Annotated in this window: 10 protein-coding genes and 1 pseudogene; 9 read left to right on the top strand and 2 right to left on the bottom strand. The window is 43.3% G+C overall.

What is annotated here, in order from left to right; genetic code table 11:
- Positions 1 to 500 precede the first annotated feature (500 nt).
- Positions 501 to 2,228 carry an ATP-binding protein gene (locus KSX81_RS12285; protein ID WP_004298610.1) on the bottom strand — a complete coding sequence of 576 codons (1,728 nt, stop codon included), beginning with the start codon at positions 2,226 to 2,228 and terminating at the stop codon, positions 501 to 503.
- 243 nt (positions 2,229 to 2,471) lie between these two features.
- Positions 2,472 to 3,605: an AAA family ATPase gene (locus KSX81_RS12290; RefSeq protein ID WP_004298606.1), complete on the bottom strand. Its 1,134-nt coding sequence runs from the start codon at positions 3,603 to 3,605 to the stop codon at positions 2,472 to 2,474.
- A gap of 170 nt (positions 3,606 to 3,775) precedes the next feature.
- Here KSX81_RS12290 and KSX81_RS12295 point away from each other — a divergent pair, with 170 nt between their 5' ends.
- The 9 genes and pseudogenes from KSX81_RS12295 (at position 3,776) to KSX81_RS12330 (ending at position 20,845) form a co-directional block, all read left to right on the top strand.
- Complete coding sequence (locus KSX81_RS12295) at positions 3,776 to 5,425, top strand: DUF6377 domain-containing protein (RefSeq protein ID WP_004298604.1); 1,650 nt, start codon at positions 3,776 to 3,778, stop codon at positions 5,423 to 5,425.
- Positions 5,426 to 5,636: 211 nt separating this feature from the next.
- Positions 5,637 to 8,636 (top strand): SusC/RagA family TonB-linked outer membrane protein, encoded by a 3,000-nt coding sequence (locus KSX81_RS12300; RefSeq protein ID WP_004322917.1) that lies wholly within the window; start codon positions 5,637 to 5,639, stop codon positions 8,634 to 8,636.
- A 42-nt stretch (positions 8,637 to 8,678) separates the two neighbouring features.
- A complete protein-coding gene (locus KSX81_RS12305; RefSeq protein WP_004322918.1) occupies positions 8,679 to 10,142 on the top strand; it encodes a RagB/SusD family nutrient uptake outer membrane protein in 1,464 nt (487 codons plus the stop codon).
- 36 nt (positions 10,143 to 10,178) lie between these two features.
- A complete protein-coding gene (locus KSX81_RS12310) occupies positions 10,179 to 11,693 on the top strand; it encodes a SusF/SusE family outer membrane protein (protein WP_004322919.1) in 1,515 nt (504 codons plus the stop codon).
- Between the two features lie 14 nt (positions 11,694 to 11,707).
- The gene (locus KSX81_RS12315) at positions 11,708 to 13,486 is read left to right on the top strand and encodes a glycoside hydrolase family 66 protein (RefSeq protein ID WP_004298599.1); all 1,779 of its coding nucleotides are present in this window, start codon (positions 11,708 to 11,710) and stop codon (positions 13,484 to 13,486) included.
- Between the two features lie 36 nt (positions 13,487 to 13,522).
- Positions 13,523 to 16,027 (top strand): glycoside hydrolase family 31 protein, encoded by a 2,505-nt coding sequence (locus tag KSX81_RS12320; protein WP_004322920.1) that lies wholly within the window; start codon positions 13,523 to 13,525, stop codon positions 16,025 to 16,027.
- A gap of 146 nt (positions 16,028 to 16,173) precedes the next feature.
- Positions 16,174 to 17,511, top strand: coding sequence for an ATP-binding protein (locus KSX81_RS12325; protein WP_004322921.1), 1,338 nt, complete (start codon positions 16,174 to 16,176; stop codon positions 17,509 to 17,511).
- Positions 17,512 to 17,616: 105 nt separating this feature from the next.
- Positions 17,617 to 17,763, top strand: a pseudogene (locus KSX81_RS29120) (ATPase); the annotation flags it as partial.
- Between the two features lie 715 nt (positions 17,764 to 18,478).
- Positions 18,479 to 20,845, top strand: coding sequence for a glycosyl hydrolase 115 family protein (locus KSX81_RS12330; protein ID WP_004322922.1), 2,367 nt, complete (start codon positions 18,479 to 18,481; stop codon positions 20,843 to 20,845).
- Positions 20,846 to 21,715: the final 870 nt, after the last annotated feature.

Raw genomic sequence — 21,715 nt, forward strand, 5'->3', positions numbered from 1 at the left:
TTCAATGAGCTTTACTAGCACGGAATTTGATTAAGAACCACGATTTTTCATTTTTATTTCTCATATTCTCATTGATGACTGATAAACAACAAAGAATCAAATAAGTAGCTTATGAGAAATACTTTCTAATATGGTATTTCTCATAACGTACCCTCTATTTTAGCTTAAAATTCACCTTGTTCTCATAGTATTTCAAGGTATTTCTCATAGTCAAGATACTGTCTTCTTCCTTTTTCTAGTTGGAGATAAACTAGTTCCGATCGTCCCATATATTGTGGGAAAGTATTTCCTCATATTATGGGAATTTGTTCCCACAAAATGAGGGAATCTTTTCCCAGTTAGTAGGGAATACTTTCCCACAATATATGGGACAAAAAGAATATGTACTTCCCTGATAATGGTTGACTAGTTGTTTTTTTATTCTTGTTATAGGTTGACTGGAAAGACACTATGAGAAATGAAAATTTGTGTATTCAGAATAATTATATCAGGCAGAGTTTCTATCTGACTTCTTCCATCCGTTCCAACTCCCATCCGCGAAACTGCATGACGATGCAATGCAACTCGGTGTCGTATATCATCCTGCGTACCTTGGGACCGGCAGCATAACCTTTTATCTGCTCTACAGCTTCTTTCCATTGGGCTTCGGCTTTCGCTTCCGAGTCTTTGACAGAGAGATATTTTAGTTCGATGATATAACTGTGCTTCACGTCATAGCGTATCAGGTCGGGCATTAGGAACAGATCACAATAACCGTGGTTCAATTCTACTTCCGGGGCTATCAGGTAATATGCATTCGTACTCAGGTAAGCAGTAAAGAAGCCTTGCAGGTTGCGCTCTCCCTCAATAGCGTTGCGCACGGAAGAGTTTTCCTTGTAGGCATGGGCGATAAATTCCAGCGTTTCACGCCAATGGCCGTCGTAAGCCATTTCGTAATACATCAGGCCAAGGTCGTTCAGATTAATATGTCGATTGTCCTGATATTCTTCCAACAAGAATTCGTAATACTGTTTACGCACGTTATTATTGGGAATACTTAACACCAGATAGTTGCCGCGAGTGGCAGTAATGGTAAGCATACCATAATAAAAAAGCAGACTGGGGAAAATCTCAGGTTTGGTAATATCGGTAGCGGGAAAGGTAGTTGTCAACGTGGTGACAATCTGCCCATCTTCGGTGATTTTACGTAACACTCCTTTGCGGTTACCGTCCAATTTGTCCAGCCGGATAAGTTTTTTCATCTTATTATAGTCCGTGCGGGTATTGGGGTCTATCATTTCTTTGGGGGATTTGCCCAAAGTCATATAATGACGCAGATAATAAAACACCATGTCACAGTTGAACATCTTCGGGTCACGCTCCAAGCTTTCTTCGGCAAAACAATAATTGTCATACCACGGTCGCATTTCCTCTATCATCGCATCTATGTTCGTATTGCCCGGCAACTGTCCGGCATCCTTATAGTATTGGATCATCTCGCGTACATCGGTCTCGCTGAATCCCAACATCATATTAAACTGATGATCGGTGCTGATATTCCAGCCGATATTGAATCCGCTAGTCAGGTCGTCCAGCGTTACGGGGCTGACTCCGGTCATGAAGATGCGTTCGAACATGCCTTTGAACTTCTTGAAGATTTCGCGGTAGAAACCACTGGCGTGGGTTAGGGCGTGATAGACTTTGTCGCCTTGCTCGTTTAGCACCACATTCGTGAAATTATCATATTCATCCACTATCAGATAAAGCTTGGAGCCGTTGTTGCGTGCCTTGCGATCGAGGAAATTCAGTTTGTTGGTAGTGCCGTATTGGGCTTTCATTTCCTCTTCAAAGCCGGGATAATAATAGGGTTCATAGATAGAAGCAAAATCATCCAGTCCGCCGCAACAGTAATCATCAAAGTTTTCGGCAAGCGTTCTGTCAAGCCCTCCCACTCTGGAGAAATCAAGAAAGAGTATTTGGAAAGTCCCTTGCAACTGTGTAGGACGACTGCCTATCCATAAATTGCTGAAACGTTTTTCGAACTTTTCTTTTTGAGCGATGTCATAATAAGTTCGGAGCATACTCAGAAAGATGCTCTTGCCGAAACGGCGGGGGCGGATAAAGAACAAATTACTAGGTTGTTTTTCCAACAACGGCAGATACATAGTCTTATCCACGTAATATTGATTCTGTTCCACCACTTCCACAAAGTTGGAAACTCCGTAAGGGATTCTTTTTACTTCTTCCATAATTTGTTCCTTTCTTTAGTTCTCATATTTATGAGATAATGCAAAAGTAGCATATTCCCGCAGAAAGAACAAAGAAAGGGAAAGAAAGTTGGGGATGTTGACGCACCAGAGTGATGAATATAAACCCTCTTGCGTTTTTATGTCATTAGCCAAATAATGTTGATAATGGAGATGCTTTGCTAATAACCGTACCAAAAATGAATGAAACCTTATTCTTAACTATTCATTTCTAGGATTTATAGTCTAATAATTCTTTTGTAACCAGACTCCCAACAGTTTATCAGCTATTTCATACTGATTTTGTTCCTGCGAGACTAGATTCTTTTCCAGTAATCCCTTGAGTGCAGCTTGTACGGAACTCGGAGTACTTAGCTTGTATTTTTTTATAAATTTTCCTGAAGTGACTCCGGTTGCTTTTTGTTCTTTTCCGATAGCAATCAGTACTTCTTTCTGTTTTTCCGGAAGGCGGGAGAAAATCTCCTGATATGTGAAGTCCTGCATCTGCAGGATATTGGTCAGGGCAATACTTTGGAGGGAACGATCACACACTTCCCCTTTTCCGGTCAGTATATATAATTCATTAAACATGAGTTGTACATACCAGGTATGTCCTTCAAAGAAATTATATACTTCGTCTATCAGTTCTTCTTCAATACGTTTCTTATTTTCAAGGAAAAGCCTTTCAACAAATGCCCTGTATGCCGTAAGCGGAATGCTCTTTAGTTGCATCATATTGACACTTTGATAAAAAGGTCGGGCCGGGCTGTTGAACATATTCATCATAATGTGTTTCTGGCTTCCGGCAAAGATGAAACGAGCATTTTGGCAATGCTGGACTTTAGTTCTCAATATGGCTTCTACATTCTTCTCTGTGTAATTGCCTATTTGCTGAAATTCGTCGATGGCTACGATACAAGGTTTATCAGCCTGTTCTAAATAAGCGAAGATTTCATCCAGTGTTGTTTCTGCAGTATGAATGTCTCCTAATCCAATATCGAAGGTGGGTTCTCCCGTAACAGAATCCAGTTTAAAACCTGCGCGCAGTGAGGAAATGACGGAGAAGAAACGTTCGATGAACTTTATTCCTTTGGGTTTGAGCTTCTCGAAAATCTCTTTTCCCAAAGCGAATACAAATTCCCTAAGGCTGGCTGTCGCATAAATATCAATGAAGAATGTATAGTAATGCTCTTTAATCTCATCCTGATAAAAGCAATGACGAATCAGACCTGTCTTTCCCATGCGACGCACAGAAATGATAACGACATTTCTTCCATTGGTTATGTTACGTATCAACTGTTCTGTTTCCACTTCGCGGTCACAAAAGTAATGGGGAGATAGGTATCCGCCTACGATAAAAGGGTTATTAACGATTGCCATACTGATTATTATAAATACAATTATTACAAATATAATAATTATGTTTATAATAAATCCGATTTACCTCCTCTTTTTAATAAACATTGTTTTTCTGCCTGCAATAATTTTCTCCTGAAAGCCGGAAGTTTCTGAAAGACTTTTATCTTTGCAACTATAATACATACGGCACTATGAAAAAAGTGATTCTGATTTTTGTGACAATCGTCCTTTCCGGTCTGCTTTATGCAAAAGATAATAAGAGTACCGATGCGTTACTTCGTGAGATTGATGGTATCATTAAAAACCGTCAGACCTATGGAGCAGAAAAGGAGGCGCGTATCGCTGACCTGAAGAAATTGTTGGCGGAGGCTACTTCCGATGAACAACGATATGGTTTTTGCGGACGTCTTTTCGATGAATACCGGGCTTATAATCTGGATTCGTCTTTTGTCTATGCTCAACGGAAAGAGGAACTGGCGCATCGCATGGATAAACTGGATTACCTGGATGATGCTGCCATGAATATGGCGGAAGTGATGGGAACTACCGGAATGTATAAAGAAGCGTTGGAACTATTGGGGCAGATTGATAAGAAAACGTTGCCCGATTATCTCTATGGTTACTATTATCATCTGTATCGCACTATTTACGGATTGATGGGAGATTATGCCGTTACGGAGAAAGTCAAGAAAGAGTATTATCGAATGACGGATCTGTATCGTGACTCTCTTCTGCAGGTCAACGCTTCCGACTCTTTGGGGCACGTGTTGGTGATGGCGGATAAGTGTATCGTACATGCTCAATACGATGAAGCCATCCGTATGCTGATGGAATATTACAACAAACCTTCTTTGGATGACCATTCAAAAGCAATGCTTACTTATACTCTCTCCGAGGGTTACCGGTTGAAAGGCGACAAACAGGGGCAAAAACATTACCTGGCTCTTTCGGCCATTGCCGACCTGAAATCGGCAGTAAAGGAATATGTATCTTTGCGCAAACTCGCTTCTCTTGTCTACGATGAAGGGGATATTGACCGTGCCTACAATTACCTGAAATGCTCCTTAGAGGATGCCACTCTTTGTAATGCCCGCCTTCGTACGTTAGAAATCTCGCAAGTCTTTCCTATCATTGACCAGGCTTACCAATTGAAAACCAAACGGCAGCAACAGGAGATGAAAGTATCATTGATTTGTATCAGTTTGCTTTCCGTATTTTTGTTGGTTGCCATTTTCTTCGTTTACAAGCAGATGAAAAAGGTTGCTGCCGCACGTCGCGAAGTGGTTGATACTAATACGTTGTTGCAAGAACTGAACGAAGAACTTCACGACTCCAATTCGCAACTGAAAGAGATGAACCATACGCTTTCGGAAGCCAACTATATCAAGGAGGAATATATCGGCCGATATATGGACCAATGCTCCACTTATCTCGACAAGATGGATTTATACCGTCGTTCCCTAAATAAAATTGCCGCTGCCGGAAGAGTGGAAGAACTATATAAAGCCATTAAATCTTCTCAATTCCTTGACGAAGAACTGAAAGAGTTTTATGCAAATTTCGACATGACTTTCCTGCAACTCTTCCCCAATTTTGTGGAAGAATTTAATGCGCTGCTTACCGAACCCATGCAACCCAAACCGGGAGAACTGTTGAACACCGAACTCCGTATATTTGCCCTTATCCGGCTGGGGATTACGGACAGTACCAAGATAGCGCAATTCCTCCGTTATTCCGTGACTACCATTTATAATTACCGGACCCGTGTCCGTAACAAAGCTTTGGGAGAAAGAGATGAATTTGAGACTAAAGTAATGCAAATAGGGAAGGTGGAAGAATAAGAAAATCACTACTTTTTTAGTCTGACTTCTATTTTATAACGTTCTTATATTTAGTGGTTTATGCTGTGAGATACTGTATAAATCACTATATTTTTGCTATCTGCTTTAAGAAGCAGTATGAAATGTGGATACTTTTGTTTCACGGTCATTCAGCAATGACACAGAGAACGAAAACAAAAGTAACCCTAATATTAACTTTAAATTAATGTACATGAAACAGAGTATGAAGTCGAAAGGCTTTGAACGCCGCCTCTTATTAATAATGTGGGGCTTGTTCCTATCTCTTAGTGCATTCGCACAACAGATTTCAATAAAAGGACATGTAGTAGATGCCACGGGTGAACCGGTGATCGGTGCCAGTGTGGTGGAAGGACGTACAACGAATGGTACGATAACCGATGTAGACGGTAATTTCTCATTAAGCGTTCCGGCTAACAGCACGCTGACTATCTCTTTTGTCGGCTATAAAACGCAGACAGTTCCGGTGAACGGGAAAAACTCGTTGAAAGTAACCTTGCAGGAAGATACGGAAGTATTGGACGAAGTAGTAGTGGTAGGTTACGGAACAATGAAAAAGAGCGATTTGACTGGTGCCGTATCTTCTGTCGGAGTGAAGGACATCAAAGACTCTCCGGTAGCTAATATCGGTCAGGCAATGCAGGGAAAAGTATCCGGCGTGCAGATAATCGATGCCGGTAAGCCGGGTGATAATGTCACTATTAAAATTCGCGGTTTGGGTACGATCAACAACAGTAACCCGCTGATTGTCATTGACGGAATTCCTACCGACTTGGGATTGTCTTCTTTGAATATGGCTGATGTGGAACGGGTAGACGTATTGAAGGATGCTTCGGCAACAGCTATCTATGGTTCCCGTGGTGCCAACGGTGTGGTGATGATTACCAGCAAACGTGGTGCCGAGGGTGCCGGAAAAGTAACGGTAAACGCAAACTGGGCTATTCAGAACGCTACTAAAGTGCCCGATATGCTGAATGCTGCGCAATATGCCGCTTTGAGCAATGATATGCTGTCTAATAATGATGATAATACAAACCCTTATTGGGCAGATCCTTCTTTATTGGGAACAGGAACGAACTGGCTGGATGAGATGCTACGTACGGGAGTGAAACAAAGCTATTCGGTTAGCTATTCCGGCGGTACGGAAAAGGCACATTACTATGTATCCGGCGGTTTCCTCGACCAGTCCGGTATCGTGGAAAGCGTTAATTACCGTCGTTTCAATTTCCAGGCAAATAGTGATGCCCAGGTCAATAAATGGTTGAAGTTCACTACCAATCTGACATTCAGTACGGACGTGAAAGAGGGAGGAAGCTATAGCATCGGAGATGCGATGAAAGCACTTCCCACCCAGCCGGTGAAGAATGAAGACGGTGGCTGGAGCGGTCCCGGACAGGAAGCGCAATGGTATGGAAGTGTCCGCAATCCGATCGGTACGTTGTATATGATGACGAACGAGACAAAAGGATATAACTTTCTGGCAAACATCACCGGAGAGATTGCCTTTACCAAATGGTTGAAGTTGAAAAGTACCTTTGGTTATGATGCCAAATTCTGGTTTGTCGACAACTTTACTCCGGCTTACGACTGGAAACCGAATCCGGTAGAAGAATCTTCCCGCTATAAGAGTGACAACAAATCATTTACCTACCTGTGGGATAATTATTTTGTATTCGACCATACTTTCGCCCAAAAACATCGTGTAGGTGTGATGGCAGGTTCTTCCGCCCAGTGGAACAACTATGATTACCTGAATGCTCAAAAGAATATCTTCATGTTTGATAATATCCATGAAATGGACAACGGCGAGAAGATGTACAGTATCGGTGGCAGCCAGAGCGACTGGGCACTGCTTTCTCTGATGGCACGTCTCAACTATTCTTACGAAGATAAATACCTGCTTACAGCCACTGTGCGCCGTGACGGTTCCTCCCGCTTCGGTAAGAACAACCGTTGGGGAACATTCCCTTCCGTTTCTCTGGCATGGCGTATTTCGCAGGAAGAATGGTTTCCGAAAGACAACTCTCCGGTGAATGACCTCAAACTGCGTATTGGATACGGTGTGACCGGTAATCAGGAAATCGGTAACTACGGCTTTGTGGCTTCCTATAATACAGGAGTCTATCCTTTCGGCAACAACAACTCCACCGCTTTGGTATCTACCACCCTTTCCAATCCGAATATTCATTGGGAAGAGGTACGCCAAACCAACTTCGGTGTGGATATGAGCCTGTTCAATTCACGTGTCAACCTTTCGCTGGATGCCTACATCAAAAAGACGGCAGACATGTTGGTGAAAGCTTCCATCCCTATCACCTCCGGTTTTGAAGATACTACTGAAACCTTTACCAATGCCGGCAAGATGCGCAACAAAGGAGTGGAAATGACCCTGCGCACCATCAACCTGAAAGGTCTTTTCTCTTGGGAATCTGCTTTAACGGCTACCTATAACAAGAATGAAATTCTGGACCTGAACAGCGAAACTCCGATGTTTATCAATCAGATGGGTAACTCATACGTGACTATGCTTAGAGCCGGTTATCCGATCAATGTATTCTACGGATACGTGACCGACGGACTTTTCCAAAACTGGGAGGAAGTAAACCGCCATGCCACCCAACCGGGAGCAGCTCCGGGGGATATCCGTTTCCGGGATTTGAATAACGATGGAGTCATCAACGATGAAGACCGTACCGTTATCGGTAACCCGAATCCGAACTGGTTCTTCTCTTTAAGCAATAATTTCTCTTATAAGGGATGGGAACTCTCCGTTTTCCTGCAAGGCGTATCGGGAAACAAGATTTATAATGCCAACAATGTTGACAACGAAGGAATGGCAGCCGCTTACAACCAGACCACAGCCGTATTGAACCGCTGGACGGGTGAAGGAACCAGCAACTCTATGCCCCGCGCCATTTGGGGAGACCCGAACCAGAACTGCCGTGTATCCGACAGATTTGTGGAAAACGGTTCCTATCTCCGTCTGAAGAATATCACGCTTTCGTATACACTGCCTAAAAAGTGGATGCAAAAGATTCAACTGGAAAATGCCCGCATCTCTTTCTCTTGCGAGAATGTGGCAACTATTACCGGATATTCCGGCTTTGACCCGGAAGTTGATATTAATGGCATCGACAGCAGCCGTTACCCGATTTCACGTACCTTCAGTATGGGCTTGAACTTTAACTTTTAAATCAGGAGAAAGAATATGAAAAAGATAATAACTTTGGTATTTATGTCTGCCGTGCTGGCATTGACATCGTGCAACGATTTCTTAGATAAATATCCCAAATATGGCGTCGATCCCGAGTCGGAAGTGACGAATGAGATTGCTGTGGCACTGACTACTGCCTGCTACAAGACTCTTCAGTCATCTAATATGTATAACCAGCGTATTTGGAGCCTCGACATCATCGCAGGTAACAGTGAAGTAGGAGCCGGAGGAGGTACTGACGGTTTGGAGACTGTTCAGGCTTCCAATTTCATTGCCCAGAGCGATAACGGCTTTGCCTTGTATGTATGGCGTTCTCCGTGGGTAGGGATCGGACGTTGCAACATCGTGCTTTCCAATTTGCCTTCAGCATCTGTCTCCAATGAGATAAAGACCCGTTGCATGGGTGAGGCTTATTTTCTGCGTGCACATTATTATTATATTCTGGTTCGTTTGTACGGAGGGGTGCCTTTGCGCTTGGAGCCGTTTGAACCGGGAGAATCTGCGGATATTGCCCGTAATACGGTAGATGAGGTATATGCTCAAATTCTTTCCGACTGCAAAAATGCAGTGAATATGCTTCCTCCGAAAAGCAGTTATGGAGATGCTGACAGGGGACGTGCCTGCAAAGAGGCTGCAATGGCGATGCTGGCGGATATTTACCTGACACTGGCTCCCAACCATCGCGACTATTATAATGAAGTAGTGACCTTGTGCAATAACATTGCTGCAATGGGATATGATCTGACTCAATGCAATTATGCTGATAACTTTAATGCGACGATCAATAATGGTGCAGAATCTCTCTTCGAAGTGCAATACTCCGGTAGTACGGAATATGACTTCTGGGGCGGCGATAATCAAGCATCCTGGCTGTCTACTTTCATGGGGCCTCGTAATTCGGGTATGGTAGCCGGTGCTTATGGATGGAACTTGCCTACGGAAGAGTTTGTCAAGCAATACGAGGACGGTGATTTGCGGAAAGACATCACTGTGTTGTATCAGGGTTGTCCTGCTTTTGACGGTATGGAATACAGACGTTCCTGGTCGAATACGGGTTATAACGTACGTAAGTTCCTTGTGTCGAAAACCGTCTCTCCGGAGTATAATACCAACCCCAACAACTTTGTAGTATATCGTTATGCGGATGTCTTACTGAAGAAAGCGGAAGCCTTGAATGAGCAGGGACATCCGGATCAGGCTGCCGAACCATTGAATATCGTTCGTAAGCGTGCCGGACTGACAGGGTTGCCGACCACTCTGACGCAGACCGAAATGAGAGAAAAGATTATTCACGAACGTCGGATGGAACTTGCTTTTGAGGGACATCGCTGGTTCGATATGATCCGGGTTGATAATGGAAATTATGCATTGACATTCCTGAAATCTATCGGTAAGAATAATGTGACCAAAGAACGTCTCTTGTTGCCTATTCCGCAAACGGAGATGGACTCCAATCACCTGATGACTCAAAATCCCGGTTATTAATCCGTTTTATAATCATTCATTTAGACAAATAATATGATGAAAAAATATATATATCAGTTGTTATGCTCTCTTTTCATCGGCGCAACGATGGTTGCTTGTACCGAGGATTATATGGAGACAGATAAAGGACATGATACCCTCACCCTTTCGGTGAATCAGCAGGAGTTGGTGTTGAACGAAAAGAACCATAGTCAGGAGGCGCTGGCGCTTTCATGGACTACCGGAACGAATTATGGAAGCGGTAACCGTATCTCTTATACGCTTGAACTGGCGAAAGCCGGAACGGACTTTGCGAATGCTTATTCGGTGGATTTGGGTACGGGAACGTATCAATGGACTAAGAAAGTGGAAGAACTTAACCAATTTCTGCATACGCAGTTCGGTATCGGTTATGACGTGAAGGCAGAGCTGGAAGCACGTATCACAGCCGTCGTTGCCGGAATGGAAGATCAGAAGCAGATTGCGACGACTGCCTTTACGTTGACTACTTACCAGCCGGTTACTACGACGCTTTACCTGATTGGTGATGCTACTCCGAACGGATGGAGTGCCGATAACGCAACGGCAATGGAGCGCACGGATAACGGACAGTTTACATGGACAGGAAAGCTGAATACCGGATCGTTTAAGTTTATAACGACCTTAGGAGAATTCCTGCCGTCGTACAACCGTGATGCTACTGCCGGAGAAGGACTCAAACTGACCTATCGTACATCGGGTGACCAACCGGACGAACAGTTCACAATCAGTAAAGAAGCAACTTATATCGTAAAAGCAAACCTGCTCGACTTGACGTTGACACTTACTGAAACAGAAGATATTGGCTGGAGATATGAAGAATTTTTCATTGTCGGTTCGTTTACGGGTAACAATGGTTGGGGATTTGAAGCACTGTCTAAAGATGCTGTTCAGATGAACCTGTTCCATTATGGAGCCGTGATTCCCTGGAAGGCGGACGGAGAATTTAAATTCGCTTCTGTGACAGATTTCGGTCAGGCGGATGCTTTCTTCCATCCTACTGTGGCTAATGCTCCGTACACTTCGACATCAGTAGTGCTTGGAGGTGACGATAATAAATGGCAGATGAAGGAAGCCGAATGTGGCAAACCTTATAAAGTATGGTTCTATACAGGCAAAGGAAAAGAAAAGATGCTGATGCGTCCGTTCACTCCTTACGAAGGGCTGTATCTGGTGGGTGAGGCAACTCCAAACGGATGGGATTTAGGCAATGCTACTCCGATGACGAAGAGTGCCGACAGTCCTTACATCTTTACCTGGAGCGGCACACTGAAAACAGGTGAGATGAAGATTTCCTGCGACAAGCAATCAGACTGGAACGGGGATTGGTTTATGGCGGATAAGAGCAACAAGGCTCCGACGGGAGAAGTAGAGACGGCATTGTTTGTTGTTAAGTCGGATGCGGAGTTGAGCAGTATGTATCCGGATGCAGATTTGGGTAGTTTGGATAATAAGTGGAATATTCAGGAAGCCGGTTCTTATCGGATTACGATTGACCAGTTGAAAGAGACGATTTCGATTGTGAAACAATAAAACAAGAATTCAAGATGAAGAAAATAATATATTGGGTGGCTGCTTTTCTGTGTATGGCTTGCAGTGACGATCATGGGGCGAACCAGGAGAATGGAGGAGCTTCGGGCAGTGTTACCGAAGTGACTCCGGTAACATCGGATTTAAGTGTGGACCTGTCTACGGATAAGGCTTTCTATAAACCGGGGGAGAAAGTGGTATTTACAGCAGAAGATGCGTTGCCTGCCGGAACTAAAGTTCGCTATCGTCTTTTAGGGGAGGTTGTCGGAGAAGAGTCGGTAAATGGTACGAGCTGGATATGGCAACCGCCTACTACTGATTTCAAAGGATATATGGCGGAACTGTACCGTCAGGAGAATGGTACGGATGTGATTGTCGGTACGATTGCGGTAGATGTATCCAGTGATCCGTCACGTTTTCCGCGTTATGGTTTTGTCGCTGATTTCAGTCAGGAGAAGACGGCTGAAAAGACACAGGAAGAGATGGCGTATCTGAATCGTCATCACATCAATTGGGTACAGTTTCAGGACTGGCATAATAAACATCACTGGCCGTTGGGCGGTACACGCACACAGTTGGACGAAGTATATATGGACATCGCTAACCGGGAGGTTTATACAAGTTCGGTGAAAAATTACATTGAAGCGCAGCATCGTTTCGGTATGAAGTCTATGTTTTACAATCTTTGTTTCGGGGCGTTGAAGGATGCTGCTACGGACGGGGTGAAGGAGGAATGGTATTTGTTTAAGGATGCTTCTCACACTACTAAAGACAGTCATGATTTGCCGGGCGGATGGAAAAGTAATATTTATCTGGTCGACCCTTCTAATAAGGAATGGCAGAAATATTTGAACGAAAGGAATGATGATGTATACGCGAACTTTGCCTTCGACGGCTATCAGATAGACCAGTTGGGACGACGTAGCACGCTTTACAATTACAATGGTATTCCGGTCAATCTGCGTGAGGGATATGCTTCTTTTATTGAAGCGACGAAGCAGGCTCATCCGGACAAGAGTTTGGTGATGAATGCGGTCAGCCGTTACGGTGCCCGTCAGATAGGGGAGACAGGTAAAGTTGATTTCTTCTATAATGAGGTGTGGGCGGATGAGGCTGATTTTACCAATCTGAAAGCCATTCTTTATGAAAATGGAGTCTATGGCAATTATCAGTTGAATACGGTTTTTGCAGCTTATATGAATTATAATAAAGCGGATAACCGGGGAGAATTTAATACGCCGGGTATCTTATTGACAGATGCTGTCATGTTTGCTTTGGGTGGTTCGCACCTGGAGTTGGGAGGCGATCACATGTTGTGCAAAGAGTACTTTCCGAATGAGAACCTGACAATGAGCGAGGAATTGAAAACAGCGATGGTTCGTTACTATGACTTCCTGACTTCTTATCAAAATCTGCTTCGTGACGGTGGTACGGAGAATAGTGTTTCCATGAATTGTACCAATGGCGAAATGAGATTGAATAGCTGGCCTCCTCAACAGGGATCAGTTACTACTTATGCCAAGCAGGTAGGTGGCAAGCAAGTGATACATCTTCTTAACTTTTCGCAAGCGAACAGCCTTAGCTGGAGAGATGTGGACGGTACGATGCCGGAACCGGCTCTGATTACAAAAGCAGCTTTGCAAATGAATCTGTCGGCAAAAGTGAATAAGTTGTGGGTAGCGTCGCCGGATGCACACGGAGGGGCTTTGCAGGAGTTGGCCTTTACACAGGAGAACGGGGTTGTCTCATTCACATTGCCTTCCCTGAAATATTGGACGATGATTGTGGTTGAATAAAGCGGCTGCTACAGAATAACTAAAATGATAGGTATGATGATTAGATATAGATTATGGGTATGGGTGTTGTGCCTGATATTTCCAACATGGGTTTGGGCGGAAAATACGACACGTACATGCACTTCTTTTACACAGCAGGGACGTCAGGTGACTTTTCACCTGGCGGACAGTGCCGCCTTACAATTGCAACTTTGCAGCTCTTCCGTCGTGAAAATCTGGTTCTCACCCGACGGGCAATTGCAACGAAGAAATGCTTCGTTTGCAGTGATTAATGAAGAACTGGAAGAGGTAGGAACTATTCATGTGGATGAACAGGCGGCCTGTTACGAGATATTTACTCCGAAGTTGCGTATCCGGGTGAATAAATCTCCGATGAGTCTTCAGATATTCGATAAATATCAGAAACTCCTGTTTAGTGATTATGCCGATAAAGGCCATGTCAGTGAAGGAACGAAGAAGGTGGAATATAAAGTGCTTCGTCGTGACGAGCACTTCTTCGGACTTGGTGAGAAAGCGGGAAAGATGGACCGTCGTGGCGAGTCTTATAAGATGTGGAATAGTGACAAACCTTGTTATAGTGTGGTAGAAGATCCTCTTTACAAGAGTATTCCTTTCTTTATGAGCAATTACCGGTATGGTATTTTCCTTGATAATACCTATAAGACGGAATTCAAATTCGGAACGGAAAGCCGTGATTATTACAGCTTTGAAGCGCCGAACGGGGAAATGATATATTACTTTATTTTCGGTAAAGACTATAAAGAAATCATCAGCCAATACGTCGGACTGACCGGAAAACCTATCATGCCGCCGAAATGGGCGTTGGGTTTTGCTCAATGCCGCGGTCTGTTGACAAGTGAAAAGCTAAGTCGTGAAATAGCCGAAGGTTACCGGAAACGGAGAATACCTTGTGATATTATCTATCAGGATATCGGCTGGACAGAATATTTGCAGGATTTCGAATGGCGCAAAGGAAACTATGAAAACCCTAGGAAGATGCTTTCGGATTTGAAAGAGATGGGTTTTAAGGTAGTCGTATCTCAAGACCCGGTAATTGCACAAGCCAACAAAAAACAATGGGAAGAAGCAGACCGCCTGGGCTATTTTGTAAAGGACAGTACGAACGGTAAAAGCTACGATATGCCCTGGCCGTGGGGTGGAAACTGCGGAGTGGTAGACTTCACCCTGCCTGCCGTAGCCGACTGGTGGGGAACTTATCAGCAGAAACCTATTGACGATGGTGTCTCCGGCTTCTGGACAGACATGGGCGAACCTGCCTGGAGTAACGAGGAGCAGACGGAACGCCTGGTGATGAAGCACCATCTCGGTATGCACGATGAAATCCATAACGTCTATGGCCTGACTTGGGACAAAGTGGTAAAAGAGCAATTTGAAAAGAGGAATCCGGACCGTCGTGTTTTCCAAATGACTCGTGCTGCTTATGCCGGATTGCAACGTTATACGTTCGGTTGGACGGGTGATAGCGGAAACGGAGACGATGTACTGCAAGGGTGGGGACAATTAGCCAATCAGATTCCTGTAATGCTTTCCGCCGGATTGGGATTAATCCCATTTTCTTCCTGTGATATTACCGGTTACTGTGGAGATGTTGAGGATTATCCGGCTATGGCGGAACTCTATACCCGTTGGATTCAATTCGGAGCATTTAATCCTTTGAGCCGTATTCACCACGAGGGAGATAATCCGGTGGAACCGTGGCTTTTCGGACCGGAAGCGGAAAAGAACGCGAAAGCGGCTATCGAACTGAAATATCGTTTGTTGCCGTATATCTACACTTACGCCCGCGAAGCGTATGATACAGGATTGCCTATCATGCGGCCTCTATTTCTCGAATATCCAATGGATATGGAAACGTTTTCTACGGATGCCCAATTCTTGTTCGGTCGTGAATTGTTGGTAGCCCCCGTGGTGAAGAAAGGTGCCCGCACAAAGAACGTGTACCTTCCCGAAGGTACATGGATAGACTACAACAACAAGCAGACGGTCTACACCGGAGAGCAATGGACTACCGTTGATGCTCCCTTGTCTTCTGTTCCTATGTTTGTGAAGCAAGGTTCTATCATCCCTACGATGCCGGTGATGAACTACACCCACGAGAAACCGGTATATCCACTTACTTTTGAAATCTTCCCCGCACAGGAAGATGCACAGGCAGCCTTTACTCTTTACGAAGATGAAGGAGAAAACTTAGGGTACCAGCGTGATGAATTTGTCAAAACACCGATTATTTGCAGTACTTTGGCAAATGGATATGAATTGACTGTCTCTGCCCGTGAAGGAAAAGGATACACTGTCCCCGGTCCGAGAAATCTGTTGTTCCGTATTTATTCTGCGAAAGCCCCGAAAGAGGTAACTGTCAAAGGAAAGAAGATAAAGAAAACTAAACCGGAACGTTTGGAAGAAAATCTGGAGAATGACACTGAAACTGTGGTGTGGAGTTGGGATAAAGGAACAGGTGTCTGTAGTGTGAGAATACCTGATAAAGGTGTTGGTGAAAAGATTATGATTATCTTTAAGTAGTAATTGCAGAAATCATGGGTTACTTTGCCTATGTTTTTTGCTTATATTTTCTTCATTTTGCCTATGTTTTTAGGCGGTTATTTCGTTAAATTGCCTATGTTCTTAGAATAAAATGGTATATTTGTAGCTGATTAACAATGATTTTTATGTTTGAAAGAGATATTTATAATCAGTTGCAAAAGTGGGCCGAACGTACAGGGCGTAAACCCTTGGTGTTGCGTGGTGCGCGTCAGGTAGGAAAAACGACGTTAGTTAATGAGTTTGCCCGGAACTTTGAGAATTATCTTCATTTGAATCTGGAGCGTGAAGAAGATGCGCGCCTGTTTCAGAGTACGGATAAAGTACAGGAAATAATGAAGATAGCTTGTTTTCAAAAGAATATTCTTCTGCGTGAGGGGCGGACGTTGCTATTTATAGATGAGATACAGAATGTGCCTAAGGCGGTAGCATTGTTGCGGTATTTTTATGAAGATATGCCTGATTTGTATGTTATCGCTGCCGGTTCACGTTTACAGTCATTGTTGAAAGAACGTATCTCTTTTCCGGTGGGTAGAGTAGAATATATGCAACTTTCCCCTTGTACTTTCGGAGAATATCTGACTGCTATGGGCGAGGGGCATTATCGTACTGCTATAGATGAAATAAGTTTGCCATCTGCGTTGCATGAAGAGGCAATGTCTCGTTTTCATAGATATACATTGATTGGTGGTATGCCCGAAGTAGTAGCCGATTATGCGGAGAATGGAGACTTGGTGCGTTTGAAGTCTATTTATAATTCTTTATTGAAAGGTTATAACGAGGATGTTGAAAAGTATGCACCGACCCAGTTGCAGACGTATGTCATCCGGCATATATTGCGGACGGGCTGGAACAAGGCAGGACAGACTATTAAACTGGGAAATTTTGGAGAGTCAACCTATAACTCAAAGGAAGTGCGTGAAGCTTTCAATATTTTGGAAAAAGCTTTTATACTACATTTAGTTTATCCTGTTACAGCTATGCACGCACCGGCGCTGCCTGCTCTAAAACGTGCTCCTAAATTGATGTGGCTGGATACAGGACTAGTTAATTTTGCTGCAAATATCCAAACTGAAGTTCTGCATGACCGTACGTTGATGGATACGTGGCAAGGAGCTATCGCCGAACATATTGTAGCACAACAATTGCAGGTATTACTTGATGAACAGTATATTTCCGACTTGCATTTTTGGGTACGTGACAAACAAGGCTCCAATGCCGAAACAGATTTTGTATGGCAAAAAGGAACACAAATTATTCCGGTTGAAGTGAAATGCGGAAAGAATGCGCATCTCCGTTCGTTACATTCTTTCATGGATTTGTCTGGCGGTGATTTAGCTGTCCGTATTTGGAGTGGTCCATATTCTATTGATGATGTGAAGACGGTTGCCGGAAAGAGTTTCCGATTGATAAATCTTCCTTTTTATTATTTGGGTAGTTTACCGAAGATACTTTCTTCGATTTGAATACAATGCATTTATCCTGAATTTTTCTTTCGTTTTATATGGATAATGTGTGTATTCGCACGAAACTCGTATCGAAAATGTGTAAATTATTACATTTCTGATATCAAAAATGTGATTTATGATGAGAAGCTTTTCCAGCCTGCTTGCCGGATCCGGTATTCAATACTGAATTTGAAACAAGATGGTAATTTGATTAATATTCCCCTATTTTTGGCGGATAAGACAAAAGAGCTATTGAAGGATAAAAGTTGAAATAACCTTCTTAAAAAACGATGATTCTTAAAAAAGGAATATTTAATCATTGGAAGAAGGACGTGAATTGCAGTTTGGTAAAGAAAAGCAGGGAAATGTCCTGCATTTGTAATTACGCGATTTTTATATTTCTGCTGTTTCGAAAATATACCAATCGAACTGCGGTAGATTTTTGATTATTTTTGTTATTCGGATAGTGGATGCCCGAATAACTAATCATTTTGTTATTTTTTTCTTTCCGACATATTCTGATAAACTGGAGAAAAAATGCTTCTTAATAGTCCATTTTTATCTTCCTCACCGGGAAACGATAGCTTCCCCGGTGAGGAACAAGTCGATGCACACCGAGGAACACTTCGTTGGTTTTAAAGCAATGAACGGTTTCCGAATAGAGAAAGATACATATCCTGTTTGCTTTTATGCAATATTAGGCTGTTTTTTGTATGCTCATGCAATTATTTATGCAGTTTATTTTCTAGTTCGTTACTTTCTAATTAGCTATTTCCCTGCAGAATATTAAAAATAGAACATTGAAAGCATATTGTTTAGAGAATGGAAATCGGAGGAGAGCAATGCTTTCCCGGGATTCAGTTGCTACTTGTCGGATGATCTGGTAAACTGGATGCTTGAACGAAATTCTATCAAATTGTACATGATTCTATCTTGTTTTAGAACTTGATGTCGTATTTTTGTACAATCTAAAAACATGAAACTTATGAGATGTAAAACCTTACTTCCCTTATTTCTTTTCTTAATGACAGTCTTGTCGGTTCAGGGCAAGCAAAAAGAGTTTATTCTGCAATCCGGTCAGACGGTTACGATAGCATGCTGTAACTCGGAAAAGCTAGTGGTACGCACTTCGCTGGAAATGCTCGGTCGCGATATTCGGACTGTATTGTCTGCAACCACCGAACTGAATGATAAGGTAGGGGCTATTGTGGTAGGAACTGTAGGGCAGAGTAATCTAATCAACGAAACAGGTATTGATCTTTCCGCATTAAAAAATAAAAAACAGGCTTTCCTGCTGACTGTCTCACAAGATGGAAAGCTGGTTGTAGCCGGTAGTGACAGTCATGGTACAGCTTACGGCATACTCGAAATATCCCGTTTGTTGGGTGTCTCCCCTTGGGAATGGTGGGCGGACGTGACTCCTGAAAAGAGAGAAACCTTCCGTCTTTCTTCAAAGTTCAGAGAGTTGCAATCGCCTTCTGTAGAGTATCGGGGCATCTTCATTAATGATGAAGACTGGGGACTGATGCCTTGGGGCAACCAAACTTACGAACCGTCGGATGTGAAAGGAGAAATCGGTCCGCGTACCAACGAACGTATTTTTGAGCTGCTGCTCCGTTTGCGGGCTAATACTTACTGGCCTGCTATGCACGAGTGCACCCTTCCTTTCTTTCTGACGAAAGGGAATCGGGAAATGGCGAAGAAATACGGCATTTTTGTGGGGGCTTCCCATTGCGAACCGATGGCATGTAATGCTGCCGGTGAATGGTCGAGAAGGGGAAAAGGCGTATACGATTACGTGAATAACAGTCCGGCTGTTTATAAATTTTGGGAAGATCGTGTGAAGGAAGTTGCCGGACAAGAGATACTTTACACATTAGGTATGCGTGGCGTGCACGATGGAAAGATGCAGGGTGCCAAAACGGTAGAAGAGCAGAAAGCGGTCTTGGACCGTGTACCTGCAGATCAGCGCGGGTTGCTTGAAAAGTATGTAAATAAAGAGGTTACTCAAGTGCCACAGGTCTTTATTCCTTATAAAGAGGTACTCGATATTTATCATGCGGGATTGCAAGTGCCCGAAGATGTGACACTGATGTGGTGTGATGATAACTATGGTTATATCCGCCATTTCCCCACTGCCGTTGAGCGGGCACGTAAAGGAGGTAATGGAGTTTACTATCATGTCTCTTACTGGGGACGTCCGCACGATTATTTATGGCTGGGCACCATGAGTCCTTCACTGATCTATCAGCAGATGAAACTGGCCTATGACCAGGGAATACAGAAAATGTGGATACTGAACGTCGGAGACATCAAGCCGGCCGAATATCAGATCGAACTGTTCATGGATATGGCATGGAATCTGGATAAGGTGTCTTCCGAAGGAGTGACCGTGCATCTGAAACATTGGCTGGAACGGGAACTGGGAACTTCCTGTGCAAAGGCTGTACTTCCCGTTATGCAGGAACATTATCGCTTGGCGCATATCCGCAAACCCGAATTTATGGGAAATACACGGGAGGAGGAAAATAATCCGATTTATCGGGTGGTCAAAGACCTGCCGTGGAGCGAAAGAGAGATAAACGAACGTCTGAATGCTTACGACGAACTTTCGGAAACGGTGGAGAAGGCGGCCTCTAAAGTGCCTGTCGACAGACAGAGCGCCTACTTCGAACTGGTGAAATATCCGGTACAGGCTGCGGCACAAATGAATCGCAAATTGTTATATGCCCAGTTGGCACGCCATGATAAGGTAGACTGGGAAAAGAGTGATGCCGCTTATGATAGCATTGCCGCGCTCACTCAACACTACAATTCTCTGGAGAATGGAAAATGGAACCGTATGATGGATTTCAAGCCCCGCAAGCTTCCTGTATTCAATCGTGTGGAACGAAAAGCAGCTGCAGCTCCAATGATAGCTGACCGTAAGGCAGCCTGTCAATGGAACGGGGCGGATGCTAAAAAAGGAAATGCTGTTGTCTGCGAAGGCTTGGGATATGAAGGTAAAGCCGCAGAAATAAGAAAAGGTGATGCGCTGACTTTCTATTTCGGTAATTTGAAAACGGATTTATTAGAAGTAGATATCCGGTTGCTTCCCAATCATCCGGTACAGGGTGATAAGCTGCGTATCTCGGTTTCTTTGGATGGTGCCGAGCCTGAAGTGATAGCTTATGAAACGGAGGGACGTAGCGAAGAATGGAAAGAGAATGTGCTTCGTAATCAGGCAATCCGGAAAATCGTACTCCCCGTTTCCGGCAAAAAATCACATCAACTTGTCATTAAAGCATTGGACGAGGGGGTGATACTGGATCAGATAATGCTTTATGAGGCGGGTCATAGTGATTTGCCATAATGCGGGATCGTTCTTTACGTGAAGCTTCCCGGTTGGAGTTATAACCCATCCGGATAGTTGATAATTGTCAGGCGCGTATTATATAAAGTACGTGTCGTGTGGATGCAGATAGCAAGGCAGGCTATTGACATTCCGGATTTATGAACGATAGTTTTGTGGTTAATATTTACTATTAATCCTAGCTAAAACCATTCATTCGTTTTCTTGTTTTTATAGTCTATTGAAAATAGTTTACCATTTATGCACAAACTCTTTTTTAGTTTATAATAAAAACCGTCATCGTTTATTATAAACGGGTCTGGAGTTTATTATAGACTCTCATCTGCCGTTTTAGTAGTTTCTACTTGATTTTTTGCAACAAAAAAGGCTGCAAACCCCATAAGAGTTTGTAGCCTTAAGCCTTCAGGAGATGCTTTATGTTCTAGCTTTCATAAGAACCGGCTATGTATATTGTTATGATATTATACTTCGTTAGAGTAGGACACAGGTGCTTATATGGATTTCTTTCTTTCATGTTTAGGTTTCAATTTATAGTTTTTATTATATGTTACGCAAACAAAATCTCTAATACTTATTGAACTTATCTTACGGGAAACAGCGTTATCCGTAGGGTACTACATCCATAAGGGATTAATTCGATGTCGTATTCTTTGGGTTCCGGACTATCATGATGTTGTACAAGATAAGCAATAGAACCGGTAGAATTACGGTTTTCTGTTCAGCCGGGTAGTCGGTATGCTTTGCTCCGAATAGTTATGGGAACATCTGCTGACGTCCATGGATAGGTTGCAATGTTCTTCTTTTTCTCGACGATGAAATTCTTTTCAATTTATACATATCTCGCTTCATGTCTTTAATATAGTAGAAACT

It is taken from the genome of Bacteroides sp. MSK.18.37 (assembly GCF_019129155.2).
GTDB lineage: Bacteria > Bacteroidota > Bacteroidia > Bacteroidales > Bacteroidaceae > Bacteroides > Bacteroides ovatus.

What these genes read in the sequence shown, in the direction of transcription:
- KSX81_RS12310 (WP_004322919.1), top strand. Translation starts at nt 10,179, where the DNA reads ATGAAAAAATATATATATCAGTTGTTATGCTCTCTTTTCATCGGCGCA.
- KSX81_RS12290 (WP_004298606.1), bottom strand. Translation starts at nt 3,605, where the DNA reads ATGGCAATCGTTAATAACCCTTTTATCGTAGGCGGATACCTATCTCCC.
- KSX81_RS12325 (WP_004322921.1), top strand. Translation starts at nt 16,174, where the DNA reads ATGTTTGAAAGAGATATTTATAATCAGTTGCAAAAGTGGGCCGAACGT.
- KSX81_RS12295 (WP_004298604.1), top strand. Translation starts at nt 3,776, where the DNA reads ATGAAAAAAGTGATTCTGATTTTTGTGACAATCGTCCTTTCCGGTCTG.
- KSX81_RS12320 (WP_004322920.1), top strand. Translation starts at nt 13,523, where the DNA reads ATGATTAGATATAGATTATGGGTATGGGTGTTGTGCCTGATATTTCCA.
- KSX81_RS12315 (WP_004298599.1), top strand. Translation starts at nt 11,708, where the DNA reads ATGAAGAAAATAATATATTGGGTGGCTGCTTTTCTGTGTATGGCTTGC.
- KSX81_RS12330 (WP_004322922.1), top strand. Translation starts at nt 18,479, where the DNA reads ATGAGATGTAAAACCTTACTTCCCTTATTTCTTTTCTTAATGACAGTC.
- KSX81_RS12300 (WP_004322917.1), top strand. Translation starts at nt 5,637, where the DNA reads ATGAAACAGAGTATGAAGTCGAAAGGCTTTGAACGCCGCCTCTTATTA.
- KSX81_RS12285 (WP_004298610.1), bottom strand. Translation starts at nt 2,228, where the DNA reads ATGGAAGAAGTAAAAAGAATCCCTTACGGAGTTTCCAACTTTGTGGAA.
- KSX81_RS12305 (WP_004322918.1), top strand. Translation starts at nt 8,679, where the DNA reads ATGTCTGCCGTGCTGGCATTGACATCGTGCAACGATTTCTTAGATAAA.